Here is a 17,756-nt window from a genome sequence, read left to right on the forward strand (position 1 = left end):
GGTTCCCCTTCATCCAGTCTCGCTAACCACCTTTGACTATTAACAATGTTTCTCTCCAGTCTTAAAGGATATAAGAAAAGCGGAGCCTGAATAAAAAGTCCCATTCTGAAGCGTTCCCGTCAAGAAAGGAAAACCAAGATAAAAATCATGAATCCCTTTCTCCTCTTCAATAGCTTTCATATTTCGAACCAAATCCGTCAACTTCTTAGACAAAACCATCGTCTCGTCCTTATCCTTAGAAGGTTTTAATAATGTAAGATCTGCTTTAGACTGCTTCACAATCTTTTCCACAATCCCCCCACTTACCTTGTCATCATCCGAAAGCTTATCCCTCATATGCACTAACTGGACTTTCATGAATCAACCTCTTTCTGTTCCTTTTACTTCCTTACATTTTTATCGGTTAACACCTAATTTTTGTTTTGAGCAAAAAAAGAAGAGCTATATAGCATCTTCTAGATTTATTATATCATCCACTATTTTACTTATGTTAAGTGTCTTTATAGAATTCTCCAGAAATAGAAAATTAACGTATATCTAAATTACTCTTTGGTGGCTTTATTCACAATTACATCACCAACTATCTGCATCTGGCTTGATTAAATATTTCGTCAAACTCCAGCCTTTTTTCCCGTATTGGATTTTTTTGCCGCGTTTAAGGAACCCGTCTTTAAACCAATTATTATTTATTTGTTAGGACAGAAGGAAGCATAGAACCATCCCCCCCGCTTCTATTTCCATAAAATTCTTAATATAATTTTATATTCAATCAAATTCACGAAAAGAAATTTATTTAGAAGGTTTTCAGAGAAAAATGTTCCATATTTGTATTTAGATATGAGATAATATATCCAAATATTACAAATATCTGAAGGGTGTAAACTCATGTCATTTAAGAACATAAATTTAAAAAATGAATATAGATCATTTGAAGATAACATAATAAATGATTTTTATGTTCCGACCCTGAATAAATCAATTAGATATGACCGTGCAGTTGGATTTTTTTCATCTACTGCCTTGATTGAAATAACTAAAGGCTTAAGCGGACTAGTAAGAAATGACGGAAAAATACGTCTTATAGCATCACCTAAGTTATCTGATGAAGATATAGAAGCTATAACATATGGTTATAAAACAAAAGGTGAAGTAATATCTAGAAACATATTATATTCATTTGAAAAGGATTTTAATTATTTTGAAAAAAAACGCCTTAATTTACTAGCTCATTTAATTAGTGAAGGCATTTTAGATATCAAAATAGCCCTCATAGAAAACAATAAAGGAATCGGTATATTTCACGACAAACTAGGGTTACTTGAAGACGAGGAAGGGAATTTGATTGCTTTCTCTGGTTCATTAAACGAAACAGCAAATGCATTTTCACATAATTATGAGTCAATCGATGTTTTTAGGTCCTGGACATACGAAAAGGAGCGGGTAGATTCAAAGATTCGTACATTTGACAACATTTGGAGTAATATAGCAAGAAATATTATCACTATAGATTTCCCTGAAGTCTGCTATGAAAAACTACAATCGTACAAAACTGAAGATATAGAGCTTGATATAGATGAAGTTGAGGCTTATTTTCTAAATCGGGAAATTGAGGAAAAAACAAAAATAGATGGACCAATTTTACCTAATAGTATCAACATTCGTGAGTATCAATCCAAAGCAATTGAAAATTGGGAAATAAACGAATTTCGAGGGATATTTAATATGGCAACAGGTACAGGTAAAACAGTTACCGGTTTAGCTGCTGCTGCGCATCTTGCGAAAACACTAAATCATAAATTAGCTGTGGTTATAGTTTGTCCTTATCAACACTTAGTAGATCAATGGGTAGAAGATATTCAGTTATTTAATATGAAACCAATTATCGGACACTCAGCCTCAAGACAAAAAAAATGGAAAGAACGCTTTAAAACGATTGTAGAATCTTACAACCTAGAAGTCACAAATCATTTTTGTCTAGTTACTACAAATGCTACTTTTAGTAGCAACTTTGTCCAACAGCAATTAAGATCTATTAAACGTAATTTACTTTTGATAGTAGATGAAGCGCACAATTTTGGTGCGAATCATCTTAACTCAAAACTTTTAGAAAATTCCAATTACAGACTAGCATTATCTGCAACTATCTATAGACATAACGATGAAGAAGGTACAAATGCGCTTTTCAATTACTTTGGCAACATCTGTATAGAATATACACTTCAAATGGCAATACGTAATGATATGTTAACACCATATTATTATTATCCTATCCCTATTTTTCTAAATGATGCAGAATTAAAAGAATACAAGGAGCTAACTGCTAAAATCGGCTCAATGATAAAAAAAGACCGTTTCGGAAAAGTTACATTTTCAGAATCCGCAAAAATGCTTTTGTTAAAACGAGCAAAAATTATTGCAGGTGCCTCAGAAAAAGTAAAGGCTTTAGAAAATGCTATAAATGATTATAGGGATAATTCACACATACTTGTTTATTGTGGCGCAACCACAATTTCAGATCCTAGTTATGAAGAAGGTAGGACTGATGAAGAAGAAAAAAGACAAATAGATGTGGTAGTTGATTTGTTAGGAAATAAATTAGAAATGAAAGTATCAAAATTCACTTCTGAAGAATCGGCAAGTGAAAGAGAAATCTTAAAACAATCCTTTGATAAAGGCGATTTTTTGCAGGCATTAGTTGCTATTCGTTGTTTAGATGAAGGCGTAAATATACCTAGTATAGAAACAGCATTTATTTTAGCTAGTAGTACTAATCCTAAAGAATATATTCAACGAAGAGGACGTGTACTTCGTAAATATAAAGGGAAAAAATATGCTAAAATTTTTGATTTTATAACACTCCCAATTCCTTTTGATCGACTAAGTGATTTATCAGAAGATGAAATTTTATCTTTAAAATCATTACCTTTAAGAGAAATCGAAAGAATCAAGGATTTTGCAAGTGTGGCTGAAAACTCATCTGTAGCTGACGATTTAATTAGTAATATTCAAGATTACTATTATCTAAATAGAGGGGAGATTAATTCAAATGAATCCGATATCTTCTAAAAATATTAATATTTATGAAAAGAATTTAGAAATGATGAAAATGCGTATTATTGAACTAGAACGAAATAATATCAAAACAAGAGCACTTTCCGATGCTGAAATACGCGAAAAAATCCGTTCAATTATCATCGAAGAAACCAATAAAAATTACTAGAGGTGTAAAATTTGATTATTAAAAAAATATCACTTTATAATTTCAGACAATTTCAAGGGGAACAAAGTATTGAATTCTCAACTGACGAAAGCCAAAAGATAACATTAGTTTTGGGTGATAATACCAGTGGTAAAACTACTATATTACAAGCATTTTTATGGGGATTTTATGGAAACGCTAATTTCAAAAGTAAGGATTCCTTATTAAATGCAAAAGCAGCTCAAGAAATGTTGACAACGAAGGAAAATCAAGAAGTGCGTATATCAATTGAACTGGAACATCAGGATGTAAATTATTTTATTATACGGACTCTTACACATTATGTTAAAGGAAACATAGTAAAGGCTAATGCTATATCAAAAGTTGAAATGAAATATAAACAGAGGGATGGTCAAACTGATGATATCCCACCACATCAAATTCAAGCTAAGATTGGAGAAATTCTTCCAGAAGATTTAGCTATTTATTTTCTATATGATACAGAACGGTTTGGAAATATCACTTCAAAAACAGATGTAACAAGCTCAGTAAAAGGTATATTAGGCCTTACCGTTTTAGAAAACATGATCAAACATATCGGAAGTCCAACTAGATTATCGAATACCGTCTTAGGTCAATTTAATGCTGGCTTAAATTTAGAAGGAAATAAAATTGCAACTGAAGCTTTTAATCGTGTTGAATTAGCAGAAAAGAGAAAAGAAGCAGTTATTGAAAGACTAGAGCAAAAAAAGAAGGAATTCGAAGGTTATTCTAAAGCTGTTGTTGAAAGACAAGGGATTTTACGTAGCCTAGAGAAAACAAAACAATTACAAGTACAAAAAGATTCAAAAGTCAAAATGATAAAATTCGAAAAAACTGCTTTACTAAATGCACAAGAACAATTCTATAGTAGCATTCAAAATAACACACCTATGTTTTTAGGGCAAGCGCTTTTTCAAAGAGCACTAGAAGAGCTTGCAAGTGCAAAATTAGATAAAAAATCAATTCGTGATATGAATGCTAATGCAATTAAGGATATTATTGAACGTGGTATATGTGTCTGTGGTACTGAAATTTGTGAGGGCAATAGTGCCCATAAACATCTTCTAGAAGAGATTCGTTATTTACCACCTGAATCAATAGGCACTTTACTAAAATATTTTAAAGATAAATCAGAAACTTTATTAAAAGCCGGTAGTGGCTTCTTTATTCCTTTAGAGAACAGTTATAAAAATATATTTAACAATTTGCAAAAAATTGGAGATTTGGAAGATGAAATTCAATACTTGAATGAAGAATTGAAAAAACAAGACGACATTAATAAACATCAAGAAATACTAATGGAATTAGAAGCAAAATTAAAAACAATTACTGAAGATATTGCTGCCTTAAATCAAGAACTAGGTGAATTAAAGAAAGTAATTCAAGATAGTCTAGATACATATGAAAAAAACATTAGATTATCTGAAAGAAATAATGAACTATTAAAATATATAGAGTACACAAAACAAGTACTTGAATGGGTAACTAATCATCGAGATAAGCGTGAAAACAAAATTAAAGAAAGATTAGAAGAAGAAGTAAATAAGTATTTCTCTATGATGTATCATGGTAAACGTAAGGTAACAATAGATGATAAATTTCGTGTAGAATTAATAACAACAGATTTGTCAGAAGACATTCATACTGATGAATCTCAGGGTTTAGAAACTGTAAAAAACTTTGCGTTTATTTCAGGATTAGTTGAATTAGCAAAAGAAAAATTAAACGATGCCTATGAAAAAGAGGCTGAAGCATACCCATTAATTTTAGATGCGCCTTTTTCTAATGCTGATGAAAAGCATGTTAAAAACATATCCGAAGTACTTCCAACCGTAGCAAACCAATTAATTCTAATTGTTATGGCAAAGGACTGGAATTACGCGAAAAATTCCTTAAGTAATAAAGTTGGAAGAGAGTATTACTTAAATAAACAATCTGAGATTTATACCAAAATTACTGAGGTGAAGTAAATGTTGTTCGATAGAAATATTATTATCACTGGAAAACATTCAGCATATATGGATTTACTTAAAGATAACAATATCTTTTCCAGACACTTAGATGTATACATTAATGCTGCTATTGTAGGTTTTCAGTATAATCGAAAAAGCTCACCTGACAAATCAGAGGCATATAAAGATAAAAGAACACAAATTCATACTGAACAACTAGTTAAAGAGAGTTCAATATTAGAATTTATTTATCGATTAATTATGCTTTTAGATAATCAAAAAGAAATTGATTTAGAAAATCGTATCAATCGTGCTTTTCGTGATGATTCACTATATGATGTTAGTGAGAAACATGCTGAGAATATGAAGTTATACAGTTCCTATGTACTAGGCGGCATCGAAATTCTCTATGAGAAAATCATTGAAAAAGGTGTTACTGAACAAGATTTAATGAAGAATGCTTATGAATTTATTAAAGAGCAGAATCTATCTTTTACAAATAAAAGTGCCGACGAAATATTGTACGAAATAAAATAATCTCTTTAATGCTTAGATTAGGCTCTTCATCATAATCATCTTTGGATATGCCGCTATAAATAAACTAGGAGGGCTATTATGTCAATAAATAAAGCGAAGACAAAAAAAACAAATGAAAAATCTAGTGCCCTTAGTATTTTGAACGCTGGAAAGCTAGATAGTTCACGAGAGCGTAAGCCCATTCATATAGTAATGTTCAGTGGTGGTGCTGCATCAGCTTATGTAGCGCACTATATTGTACAAAAGTATGGAAAGGAGAATTGTATACTCTTCTTTACCGATACGCTATGGGAAGATATTGATAATTACCGGTTTATGGAAGAAGTAGCCGAATATATAGGTATAGAGATTACTTATCGCACAGATGGTAGAACACCTGAAGAAGTATTTTACGATGTACGCTTCTTAGGAAATTCTCGTATGGCTAAGTGTTCAGAAGAATTAAAAGTACGTCAAACTTTAATTTATCTCGAAGAGCTTCGAGATGTTTATAAAATGGAGCCTATTCTGTATTTTGGTATAGGTCCACATGAACAACATCGAGCAATTAACCTTCAAAACTTTTATGAGCATAATCCTATAGAACCTATTGCAACACGTTTTCCAATGATTGAAACTTTCAAAGCAGATTTGGATGCAAAGAAAATTATTAGGGATGAATGGAAAATCCCTCTCCCTCGTATGTATGGACTAGGGTTTTCACATGCAAACTGTGCTGGACGCTGTGTACGTGGCGGTTTAGGGCATTACGCCTTACTTTATAAAGTTTGGCCAAATCAATATTTAGAACAAGAAGACATGGAGCAACGTTTCCGTGAGAAGTTTGATAAAGACGTTTCAATTTTAAAGCGTAATAGTAAAGCTTTCACTTTACGTGAATATCGGAAACTCATGGATCGAGATGGAATAGAGGTATATCTTAGTGAAAAAGACGATTCCATTCCTTGTGTGTGTTCATACTCATAGAATTATAAAATGCAGCTATTCGATGATTCGAATAGCTGCATTATTTATTTCACTTCTTTTAGAATACGAAATAAAATATATTTCACTTCATCTTGATTCATGGTACGCCCACCAGCTGTAACTATCCGGTGTAACTGATTGTATATCGTACTGCCTTTTACTGATAATTCCATTTCCTTTATTGTTGAAATAACCTGATCTCCCTCTATTACTTTAATAAATTCTGTATCAACTAAGGTTAATAATTGAGTTAATGTGGCAAAGTATGAATCATACGTAACATCTGACCAATCCTCTAATCTAACTCCAACCACTTCAATAATAAATAAGTCAAAATTTTGTTCATCTTCTAATATCTGAACTAACTTTAATAACTGTGGAGAATTTTGAATTGCGTCTGCATGCTTAACTCGAAGTTGTTCTATATTTTGAACACCACCGAATACAGCATATGTTTCGTTTATTAATTGCTTTTTAAAACTTTCAATGAAATCTTCTAAGTACCTTTTCAAATCGCAATATTGTTCTCTAGAATATTTTAACTCCCTTATTTCTTTACTTGCCGCTAGGGTATCAGTTTGGCTGGAACGAATAATTTGTTTAAATTTTAATACTTCCTCCGGTTGTTTATTTGTAATTTGTGTAAATCGAGGTAACTCTAGTAACCACTGATAAATATCATTAAATAAAATATTTGGTGAAATTACATTTTTTCTATCCAAATAAATTTCATTTAAGTATTGAAGCATCTCCAAAATCTCATTATCTAATGAGTAAATTTGATATTCATAAAAATCAGCTGACTGATCAAGGATATCATATAGTATTTCTGCATTTATTTCAGCGAGACTGAAATCATTTGAATAAAATGCCATTTGATGCCATTTATCTTTAAGTAATGCAATTACAAGTAAGGGAACTAATGGTGCACGAATTCCAAATGGTGCTGATAAAGCTATAGAAAATAAACTTAAAATTGAATTTCTATTTGAACTTTCTAAATGTTTTACCAGCCTCAAGCGCAATTCCATAAGTTCGCTAATTGGTTGATTGTCAATTTCATGAAAGTTGAAATGTAAATTTTTGAACGTAGTTGCGTAAATTAAATAATCAGGCCCATTTCCTTTAATCTCAAATGTACCAGTGAAATTTTGTTTCAAAATTTGATTTAAAATACTTATTGCAGATTTTCGTTGAATACCCATAATAGAATGTTTATTGAAACTTTCATTACGAATTTCCGGTGTATATGGAAAACGAATAAACATCCATTCATCAAGAAAAGATTCAAATTGATGTATGTTATTCAATGATACTTCTTTTCCTACCCAATAATAAACTACCTCATTATTACTAAATTTCATTAAAGGGTGTAAACTTTGTTGAATAACAAAAGTAACTGTTTCAATTCGAATTAAAATCTCTTTTTTTAAATTTACTTCTTTGTGTAAAATTTCGGGCATTTGGAGCATTTTGTTTAATATTAAGTATTGATTAATATGCTTACTTACATCATCAAAATTAATATTTGTAATACCAAATAATATATCGTTTTTTGTGTACCTCTTAATACTCACTTCTGCTAGCTCTTGTTCATTTTGACTTCGTGATATCACAAATAGGAGCATCCCATCTTGGTATGGACCTAATTCAAACGGCTGATTACCAAAGGTGAATCGTGTTTCAATATAACGAGTCATACTTTTTGTATTATTATAACCTAAAGGTATGGAATACTTATCTCCAAAAAGACTTTCCAAAGCTCTAATTCTATCTGTATCATTTATTGTATACATTTCTTCTACATAATTATATTCCTCTTCAAATGCTACTATAGACCCTTCATATAACTCATAAGCTTTTGTAAATGGGTTTAAGCGGAAAAGTTTCATATGTACTAGCTCATCAATTACTTGTTTAGCCATAACTTCATCAATACCCAATGCAAACTGTAAAAATTCCATAGTTATTGCAAAACGATTATTTATTATATCCATTAAAGTAGCCAGTTTGACAACTCGTAAAGCCCCTTCAGATACATTGTAACTAATGGCTAACCGATAGAACTTCATTGAGTCGAGAGTTAGTATCATAGAATCATCCGGATAAAAATAATCGAATAAACGATCTGCATAATACCACGTTACCTCTTCATTTCCTAATTCAAATTCATTTAGAAACATATATAATGTTCGATCATTTTGGCCAAGTAAATTTGAGATATATGGGAGTAACTGTATTGCTAATGGGTGAATTGGCTGACAACCCTCAAGGATTGTTCCTTCAATTTCTTCAGTTGCCATATCAGGAAATAAATTATATTTCATAATAAAATAATGTAATTGATCATAATCTTTAGTTAAAAATATATCAGGTTTATTTTTTTTAGGTTTTTTGAGTAACTTGTGAGCAGAACGATAAAAGATAGCAGAATCACTTTCTAATCGATGCTCTAAAAAGCGCTTCTCTACCGCTTCTAATTCATTTTTTGTTATATTCGTATTACCATTTATATATTGCTGTAAACCAGTGTGTGTTATCATTAGCAAAAAGGCATTATATTGTCGATTTACTAACTCAGCTAAGTCCTGTAAATTCTGCATTGTTGAATGAATTTTCGTTTTAGAAACCGTTTTTAGAAACCTTCCAAATTCATCAAACACTATTACTAAACCGTTTTTTTTCTTAGCAAGTTGTTCAAAAATATACTCTAATTGTTCTTTAAACTCTACTTTATGAGGGTTATGATATGTAGTTCCAAAAGCAATATTAGGATAAATTTCTTTAAATAACAATATTGGAACCTCGGATTCAGTTTTTAGATCATCCTTAAAATTCTTTAAAGAGTACTTTGAGTTTTCTAGATGACTTTCAAATCTTACATAAATATCTGGGAAATCCTTCTCCCAAATATCCATCAATTCTTGAATATAAACTGAATCATTCCTATATGTTAATGTAATATCACTTTCTTCGCATGTCCTTTGGATACTTTCAAGTAATATTGATTCAAAATCACCTGTTTTACCGGTAATCATTACAGGCAACCACTTTATTTTATGTTTTGTTAAAGATTCTCTTAAATCCATCTCTAAATCTGGACTTACCGTTTGTACATCTTGAAAGAATTGCTTTACTGGTTTATTATTTTTATTTTTCGTAAGTAAAGTTGTAGCCATTGCACCGACTAGGGATTTCCCAGCTCCGTATGGTCCCACTAATAAATGTGCATGTTGTTTTGTATTACCTAAATCTTTAAACATTCGATTCATAATATCTAATTGCTTTATATTAGGAACATAGTTTTCAAATAATTGAACCTTCCCAATATCGTACATAATATTTATACTTGGTTGGAAACTCATAATTTAAATACCTCATTTTCGTATGCTGCTTTCATTTCATCTAGCCACAATGTTTCTGTATCTATTCTGATTACATCTAAACGATTTGTTCTTGTAAAGATAACTGGGTAGCGTTTTTGCACTTCTAATAAATATTCGATAATGGTATCGCGATTTAAATTAAATACTTTTCCCCACAATTCTGCACCATTTACCAAATCATTCAGACTTACTTCTTTTACTCTATGTTTCTCCGAATAAATTAATAAAGCTATATATAAAACATTTTCTATTAAATAATAATCCTTTTCAGATTTAATAAAATTTGCACTCCTAGTTTGATTTACTAAATTTAATGTCTCAAATGGACTCTTTATAACATCTTCAGGTGTTTTGTCTCTATATTCCTTCTCTGTATATAGTTGTAAAAGGCATTCTACATCTCGTTTTAATGAGTTAACAGACACAACTTTTTCAAAGTTCTCCTTTACCCATTGCTCCAATTCTTCTATAAGTATTTGTTTTGTAAAAACACGTTCGTTGAAAACATTAAAGAACCAATACCAAGTTGACGCTTCATTTCTCTCTGTGACTAGTAAATAGTGCAGTATATATAATGTATATCTAGTTTTAATATATGGGTCAAATTGGAATACAACTCTTCCTAAATTAGTCATAGCAATTTCAGTCATGGTAGTACGTTGTTCCTCGATTAGTCGTGTTGCCTTTAACCAATGTCTTATTGACTTAGCCATATTTTTACCTACACCTAATACTTCAAAATGCGCAGGTTCATAGAAAAAACGGGAATTTTTGTTTACTTCTGTTAAACCTTTAGTTAGCCAATGCTGTCTTAAATAAAATGTTTGGTGTTGACCAAAACCCATTTTTAAAACGCCACCTTAATCTTTTTATTATTTAATATTAAAACACATTTAATTCCATTTTAACCTAAAAACACTCTTAAGAGAGCTATATTTTAGACATAGTTTCCTAAAAAACACATTAACGATTATAAAAATAGCTGAAAAAGGAAATATATATAATGAGATTTGAAAATACAAAGGTTGGTCCAAACATTAGCCCTCAATAAATAAGTAATTGCATAAACTTACTTTCATTTAAAGATTTTTTAAAAAATGCATCTAGAGGTGAAAATCATGATATATGTATTGTGTGGAAAAGAATTAAAAAATGGACAAGCCATTAGAGTCTACAGGAACATAAGAAAGAAACTATTCTCAATTCAAGACAAAAAAACTAGAAGGCTAATTGCTTATGCTGATAGTCTTCTTTTAACTGATGTAGAAATGAAAATTGTCCAATCTGGACAAATAAGAACGAGAAAAGAACGACAAAAAAATATTCATGCTTTTATTGTTGGGACCTATATAGAAAGTAATAAGAAAAGCGCTTCTGAATCCCCAAATTGGAAACGAGTATTTTACAATCCGTATAATACAGATACATTCATTGATTTAGAAAGTGGTAAGCCTGTTTATTCAGCTCTAAGTAGCTACCTAGTAGACGGAAAATGTTTCGTCATAACTGAAGAATGTTAACAACGTTTTGCTTTATATTCTTAAGTTTAACAAGCTTTAGAATAAGGAATCTCCACTTACATTAAATTTTTCCATTGTGTTTGGTATTCATAGCAAATGTCCAGTGACGCCACAAATGCAATCTTTTCGCCAGTGGTGAAGCAGTTTCCTGATAAGTTTAAATAGGTAAAAGGCTGTCCAGAAAGTCATCAGCAATTGACTTTCTGGCAGCCTTCTTTTATAACTCCACCTTCCTAACACTTATGTTGGAAGTAGTTAGCTTTAACCTCTCCTTCAGCTCATCCGTAATGGTAAAGGTTATATGGACTCCAGCCTTCAGGTATTCCAATTTATAATGCGTTCCCATTACAATAGTTCCGTCTTCTCCTTAGGTTTCCGTTGGTTCTTCGCTAAAATTCTGAGAGATGCTCAAGATATGCCCCATTAATTTTACCTTTTTCAGTCTCATCATCAGGCAGGATATAGTAGGCTGGCTGTCTTTGAATAATGGAAATTTCCATACTATCTTCTTGGATCTGTGCTTTTCCATCCTTCGAAACCGCTACCCCATTAACCTTTAATTCATATTTCCACAAATCTCTTAAAGTTCATATTTCTCTTCATCCGTATAGTCCTCTATAAACCCAATAAGGAATTGCTTGTAGTAAGCTGTTTCTTCATTTGAATGTTTTAATCTAATTCAAGGCTTTCTAAAGAATGCTGCAGCTCTTCCTTCCTTTTCTTTTTGCAGCTCCCTGATTTGAGTTTCTTTTTTCCTCCACTAGTTGATTCGTTTCATCCTCACCAGTAGCCTTAGCTGTCGCATTACTGGTTGTCTAAGTGATTGTCACAGTGACGCCCCGAAGATTGTCGAAGGAAGAAGAGGAAATGTATAGCCCTATAAACCAAATGGAAAGACATGTAGCAATACTGGAGAGGTACTTAAACGCTAAAGGGATTATAAAGAAATGTCCTATCTGATATGCTGTTACTTTTGCCAATCCAAAACGGATGACCTACGAGCTCCTCTAATCGAATATCGTAGAACTCGCGCCCGGGAGCTTAATGTAAAGCCATACTATATCTACACTAACAAAACATTAGAAGCTATTCTGGAGCAAAAACCTCGTACTATAAAAGCTTTATTAGAAATTGGGGGTATTTGACCTAAGAAAGCGGAAGAGTTTGGGGAAGGGATTATAGCAATAATAAACAGAAATTAGATTTAGATATAACCCAACTAATCATTAATCTTAGGAACAGCAGGATAAATAGGACAACTGATAGAATTTATAAAAAGCATGTATGAAAAAAAAGGAGTAAATACTCTATGGCTACATCACAAGAAAACATCAACAAAATCATCCAAAACTCAATCCAATCCAACAACCTACCCGCCGCAGCCTTTGCAATTCTGCAAAACAACGAGGTCACCCTCTCCCAAGGCTACGGCAAAACAAACATAGAAGAATGGGCAACTCCTGTCACAGAGAACACCCTCTTCCGCATCGCCTCTGTCAGCAAGCTTTTCACCGGCACAGTGATCATGATGCTCGTGGAAAAGGGGCTGATCGATCTGGACAAGCCTGTTCAGCATTATGTGCCTTGGTTTGTCACAGCTCATGAAGAGCGCTCAAAGGACATTACGGTTCGTATGCTGGTGACGCATTCTTCCGGCCTTCCTACTGGCGGGGATGTGAGTTTCTTTTATAAGGAATCGGGTCTCTATGATTATATGAGAGAGGTGGTTTCGACGCTGCCGGTGCTGTTTGCGCCTGGGAGTGCTTATTCGTATGGGAATCATGCGCTGAATATTGCGGGGTTTGTGGCGGAGATGGTGACAGGTATGAAGTTTGCGGATCTGATGCAGGAGATGCTGTTTGATCCGCTTGAGATGACGCAGACGACCTATCATCCGCTGCGGGCGATGACCCAGCCGTTGGCGTTGCCTCATGACCGGGATGCGGAGGAGAATCTGACGGTTGCGAAGCAGTTCTTTGATAATAGTGCGAGCTATCCTTCCTATTATGCGTTCTCTTCCATTAAGGACCTGACCAATTTTGCGCTGATGCATCTGCAGGATGGATTGCTCAATGGGAAGCAGATCCTTTCCGCTGCATCGATCCAGGAGATGAGAAAGAAGCAGAGCAAGTGGTATACGACGAATGATGGAGGCTGCGGCATTACCTTCTTCAAGGAGACGAAGGACGGCATCGAGCGCTTCTGGCATTATGGCCAGTACAGCTACCAGTATTCCAGCCAATTCATCCTTGTTCCGGAAAAAGGGATCGCGGTCATCGCGCTTGCGAACGGAGAGAATATCTTCCAGGCAGGCTATGAGATCGTGGACGAGCTGCTGAAGGATGAGGCGGCGAATGTAGAACCTTCCGAACAGCCTATTTTAACGGATGAAATCGACGGGAAGGCCTATGAAGGGACCTACCTCCACAGCTACCACGGACTGTTCGAGATCTCTGAGCTTTCCGGGAAACTGTTCATGAAGCATCGTGAAAATATCTATGAATTGAAAAGACAAACAAGCGACATCTACAGTGCCCAGGACGAGAACGGCAACAACGTCTTCTCTGTCGGCTTCCCTCCTCTAGCTCCAAACCAAGCTGATAGATGCATCGTCGTGGATACGAAGGCATGTCCGGAGTTTGAACTGGCGTATACACCAAATCCTACTGATTGGCAGGACTTTATCGGGACGTTCAGTGATGGTACCGAATCCTACGAGGTGAAGCTTGGTGATAGTACGGTTGTTATCAAGGATGTGCAGAATAACAAGGAACTCATCGGCCATGCCATTGAGCGCAACCGCTTCTTGACGAGGGAATATGGGCTTGTTAGTTTCATAGATATTAACGGCGTTGTGACGTTGGAGTTTGATTATGCTTGGCGGTATCCGAAGCAGGAGAAGGATGCGTTGGTAGGACAGTCTTAATAACAAAGAAAGTCATCTATTCATAATGGTAGGTGACTTTCTCCTTTTGATTATCATTTTTTATCCTTCATTAACAGCTTAGCCTCTTTTAAATCAATCTTGGCTTGGTGACCATGTTTGTGAAGCAAGTGTAAAAGGTTGTTTCCATTTAATAAGGAGAGAGGTTTATCCTTTGCAAAACTGTAGGCATCTGGACCAAAATCCGCTGTTGAGACGAGGATTCCTTTGGTTGCGCCTTCGTTCATGACTGTACCATATAAATCTCGAACGGCAGAGACACCAACGACGTTCGTATATCTCTTCGCCTGGATAACAATTTTTCCACCTCTTATAGGATCCGGGTCAAATGCGACGGCATCCACTCCCCCATCTTTGCTGGCCCTTGTAATTCTTACTTCGCCTCCGGAATTATTGAATTCTTTCTCAAATAGTTCTCGAATCAAATGTTCAAAATCCTGCCAGTCCATTGCAGCCAAATTGGTTTCTTCGTCAACATTTCCGGCTACATTATACGAATCGACAAAACGAACATCTTCCCTATTAATTTTTAGTATTGGAGCAATTGGTGTGAGACTGAACAGTTTGCTACTACCAATACCCTTTAGATTTTTAAAACAAGTTTTCGAATCAACCAGCTTCAAGTTGATTTCCATAAATTCTTCTTTCGTTGTTTGAACAGATAAAATACACGCATCCTCGCTTTTACCTGTAGCCCTATTTACAGAGGTGACCCATCCGTTAAATACAATGGAATCTATCGCATCAATTGCATCTGCTTCAAAAAGTTCATGTATGGTGCGTAAAGTGATGTCATATAGCAACTTGTCATACATCTTTCTAAGTGCGGCTTCTGTAATAGATGATTCTTTGTACTCATCCCTTGTTGCTATATATTTTACCTCTTTAAGGGTTGGAAGCTCTGAAATATCTGGTAGGTTATATTCAACGATTAAATTGCGGTTATTAGGATTATAGTCAATATCAAATTCCTGAGGAAAATAGTCTGGATAAACTGAATTAGATAATACCATGTCACAGTATTCAATAATCGACTCACTTTCTCCGGCAAAATACTGTTCCTTTTTCTTTTCGATTGCATCGTTTTTCTCTTTCTTCATTGCTTCGTGAATATCACGCTTATCATTCCATTTCTTTAATTCCTCTCCATAGGCTTCGTATTCTTTCTCATGCTTTGCTTTTAACGTATCCGTTTCGTTTTTCCATTTATTCATGATGTGGCCATTTTTTTGAAAGCCAGCCTGAAGTAGAGTGTCTTCATGAAGTTCTTAACATTCGTTCTGACTTTATAATGTATGAGGGAGGTCCCACCCCAGCTCTCCTTAAGTTCAGCAAAGACCTGTAGGATCCACTCTTCAACTACCTGATCATCCAAACCTCTTTCCAATAGTCCCTCAAAAGCGCAAATTAGCCTTTCATCCTCATTATCCACCAGCACCACACCACTGAACAGACTTGGCATTAAAGAACCCAATAACCTTTTTGTATCATTCAAGTTATAGCTAGGATGGTGAATAACAGCACATAGAAGATCTGCAGCATGAGCGATGCTGTGTGCCCATCCTTTCTCTTCCACATAGCCACGGAAATCTTTCTCAAACCGAAAATATGAATCACACTTGTCCACTACTTCCCTCAGCTGTTCCTCTGAAAGAAACGATAATTCCTTGTCCTTGTTGAGGATGGAGGCGATTACCAAAGAAGAGAACGACCTTGTAAAAACAGAATCCTCATTTGCCTCCCCGATTCTGTAGAATAACTTGTCCAGGCAGTTATCCATAATCTTAGTTATTTGCAAATTAGTGAGATAATCCCCCATTATTAACTTATGAAAGATCTCATATATTCCTTCTCTAAGGTCTTCATCTGTTGTTCCGATATTGACTAGCATTTCATCAATTCTGTTGTCCAAATCCTGATTTACTATTTCTGCCCTGTCCATGATTGCCAGATTGTTTCGTAATTTCTTCAACTCCATAGAAATGATAATTCCTCCTAAATTTAAGTTATAATGCCAGGAAGCAACCGGAACTGTCCCTACTGCTTCCAGAAATAATTTCACTCGATTTTAAGAACAACCTTCCCCTTTGTCCGTCCGCTTTCAATGTGCCTATGAGCCTCCACAATTTCATTTAAAGGAAAGCATTTTTCAATTACAGGTCTTAATTTTTCTTGTTCCATAAGCTCTCCTAATAGAACCAAATCACTGTCGTTTGGTTTTGCAAGATGAATCTTGGCCTTTTTATTACCTATGATAGATCCTATCATCAATTGAATTGGATGATACTTGGGGTAGAGTGGATGTTCTGTTATATAAATTCCTTTTTCTGTTAGAGAACGCAAGCTACTGAAAAAGGTTCTCTTTCCGACAGCATCCAGTATTACATCATATTTTTTCCCGTTGTGAACGAAATCTTCCTGAGTATAATCAATTACATGATGAGCACCTAGATTTTTAACCCACTCAATATTTGTGGTACTACAAACTGCGGTTACTTCCGCTCCAAAATACAAAGCAAGCTGAACAGCAAAGTGCCCCACTCCTCCAGATGCACCATAGATTAATACCTTATCGCCTGCTTTTACTTTCCCTACATCCCGCAATGCTTGCAGGGCAGTCTGTGCAGCACATGGCATTGCAGCTGCTCTTCAAAAGTTGAGTTATTTGGCATAAGGGCAATGACACTTTGCCTTGGGCAGACATATTCAGCATGTGAGCCGACACAACTTCCAAAAACAGAATCGCCAACCTTAAATTTCGTTACATTTTCACCTATCGCTTCCACTGTACCCGCAACGTCTATTCCCAGAATCTGCGTTTTTGGTTTTGTAAGTCCATTCTCTATTCTGGTAGGAAAATAACCTTTTCGGAATAGATTGTCATATTGATTTACTGAGGCGGAGACCACTCTAATTAATACCCTATCTTCATCTTTGATGGACGGCTTATCAACTTCGCTAATCTCCATTACTTCAGGGGAACCATAGGATTTAAAAATGGCTGCTTTCAAAAGTTTGACCTCCTAGTAATTATCGAATTGTTAGATAACCAAAAACCTTGACAATTAATTTGAATCTGCCTGAAAGCATCCAAACTTAAAAACTGAACTATCCGTCTTAGAGGTAAGTACCATGCTTATTTAAGTATATTATGCTGTACGTAATCACACATGATTAAGTTCCACTTACTCCAATTTTAAATTCCATTGC

Annotated in this window: 16 protein-coding genes; 8 read left to right on the top strand and 8 right to left on the bottom strand. The window is 34.4% G+C overall.

Annotated features, from left to right (window positions below):
* Window positions 1-39 precede the first annotated feature (39 nt).
* Complete coding sequence (locus ABN702_RS16020; RefSeq protein ID WP_417897773.1) at window positions 40-357, bottom strand: hypothetical protein; 318 nt, start codon at window positions 355-357, stop codon at window positions 40-42.
* A 528-nt stretch (window positions 358-885) separates the two neighbouring features.
* On the opposite strand from ABN702_RS16020, the gene ABN702_RS16025 reads away from it, so the two are divergent.
* The 5 genes from ABN702_RS16025 (at window position 886) to ABN702_RS16045 (ending at window position 6,696) form a co-directional block, all read left to right on the top strand.
* The gene (locus ABN702_RS16025) at window positions 886-3,066 is read left to right on the top strand and encodes a DEAD/DEAH box helicase family protein (protein WP_417897774.1); all 2,181 of its coding nucleotides are present in this window, start codon (window positions 886-888) and stop codon (window positions 3,064-3,066) included.
* A complete protein-coding gene (locus ABN702_RS16030) occupies window positions 3,047-3,220 on the top strand; it encodes a hypothetical protein (RefSeq protein ID WP_417897775.1) in 174 nt (57 codons plus the stop codon). Before ABN702_RS16025 ends, ABN702_RS16030 begins: the two co-directional genes overlap by 20 nt.
* An 11-nt stretch (window positions 3,221-3,231) precedes the next feature.
* Entirely contained in the window at window positions 3,232-5,211 is a 1,980-nt protein-coding gene (locus ABN702_RS16035) for an AAA family ATPase (protein WP_417897776.1), read from the top strand.
* Window positions 5,212-5,730, top strand: coding sequence for a hypothetical protein (locus ABN702_RS16040; RefSeq protein WP_417897777.1), 519 nt, complete (start codon window positions 5,212-5,214; stop codon window positions 5,728-5,730).
* Between the two features lie 78 nt (window positions 5,731-5,808).
* On the top strand, window positions 5,809-6,696 hold the full coding sequence (locus ABN702_RS16045) for a phosphoadenosine phosphosulfate reductase family protein (RefSeq protein WP_417897778.1): 888 nt from the start codon (window positions 5,809-5,811) through the stop codon (window positions 6,694-6,696).
* Window positions 6,697-6,740: 44 nt separating this feature from the next.
* Here the strand turns inward: ABN702_RS16045 and ABN702_RS16050 are convergent, their stop codons facing one another.
* Both ABN702_RS16050 and ABN702_RS16055 read right to left on the bottom strand, forming a co-directional pair.
* On the bottom strand, window positions 6,741-10,061 hold the full coding sequence (locus ABN702_RS16050; protein WP_417897779.1) for a hypothetical protein: 3,321 nt from the start codon (window positions 10,059-10,061) through the stop codon (window positions 6,741-6,743).
* The gene (locus ABN702_RS16055; protein WP_417897780.1) at window positions 10,058-10,927 is read right to left on the bottom strand and encodes a DUF4007 family protein; all 870 of its coding nucleotides are present in this window, start codon (window positions 10,925-10,927) and stop codon (window positions 10,058-10,060) included. Before ABN702_RS16055 ends, ABN702_RS16050 begins: the two co-directional genes overlap by 4 nt.
* Window positions 10,928-11,200: 273 nt before the next feature.
* Between ABN702_RS16055 and ABN702_RS16060 the strand changes: the two genes are divergently transcribed.
* Window positions 11,201-11,602, top strand: a complete 402-nt coding sequence (locus ABN702_RS16060) for a hypothetical protein (protein ID WP_417897781.1) — start codon at window positions 11,201-11,203, stop codon at window positions 11,600-11,602.
* A 389-nt stretch (window positions 11,603-11,991) separates the two neighbouring features.
* Here ABN702_RS16060 and ABN702_RS16065 read toward each other — a convergent pair whose 3' ends face one another.
* Complete coding sequence (locus ABN702_RS16065) at window positions 11,992-12,177, bottom strand: hypothetical protein (RefSeq protein WP_417897782.1); 186 nt, start codon at window positions 12,175-12,177, stop codon at window positions 11,992-11,994.
* A 372-nt stretch (window positions 12,178-12,549) separates the two neighbouring features.
* On the opposite strand from ABN702_RS16065, the gene ABN702_RS16070 reads away from it, so the two are divergent.
* Entirely contained in the window at window positions 12,550-12,747 is a 198-nt protein-coding gene (locus ABN702_RS16070) for an HRDC domain-containing protein (protein ID WP_417897783.1), read from the top strand.
* A gap of 164 nt (window positions 12,748-12,911) precedes the next feature.
* On the top strand, window positions 12,912-14,528 hold the full coding sequence (locus ABN702_RS16075) for a serine hydrolase domain-containing protein (RefSeq protein WP_417897784.1): 1,617 nt from the start codon (window positions 12,912-12,914) through the stop codon (window positions 14,526-14,528).
* Window positions 14,529-14,581: 53 nt separating this feature from the next.
* Here the strand turns inward: ABN702_RS16075 and ABN702_RS16080 are convergent, their stop codons facing one another.
* The 4 genes from ABN702_RS16080 to ABN702_RS16095 form a co-directional block, all read right to left on the bottom strand.
* Window positions 14,582-15,760, bottom strand: coding sequence for a restriction endonuclease (locus ABN702_RS16080; RefSeq protein WP_417897785.1), 1,179 nt, complete (start codon window positions 15,758-15,760; stop codon window positions 14,582-14,584).
* The gene (locus ABN702_RS16085) at window positions 15,757-16,524 is read right to left on the bottom strand and encodes a DUF2785 domain-containing protein (RefSeq protein WP_417897786.1); all 768 of its coding nucleotides are present in this window, start codon (window positions 16,522-16,524) and stop codon (window positions 15,757-15,759) included. The genes ABN702_RS16080 and ABN702_RS16085 overlap by 4 nt, the downstream gene beginning before the upstream one ends.
* Before the next feature lie 80 nt (window positions 16,525-16,604).
* Window positions 16,605-17,183: an NAD(P)-dependent alcohol dehydrogenase gene (locus tag ABN702_RS16090; protein ID WP_417897787.1), complete on the bottom strand. Its 579-nt coding sequence runs from the start codon at window positions 17,181-17,183 to the stop codon at window positions 16,605-16,607.
* Complete coding sequence (locus ABN702_RS16095; RefSeq protein ID WP_417897788.1) at window positions 17,138-17,557, bottom strand: alcohol dehydrogenase catalytic domain-containing protein; 420 nt, start codon at window positions 17,555-17,557, stop codon at window positions 17,138-17,140. The genes ABN702_RS16090 and ABN702_RS16095 overlap by 46 nt, the downstream gene beginning before the upstream one ends.
* Between the last annotated feature and the right edge of the window lie 199 nt (window positions 17,558-17,756).

The organism is Bacillus haimaensis, assembly GCF_048270625.1.
In the GTDB taxonomy this organism is placed as follows: Bacteria; Bacillota; Bacilli; order Bacillales; family Bacillaceae_I; genus Sutcliffiella_A; species Sutcliffiella_A haimaensis.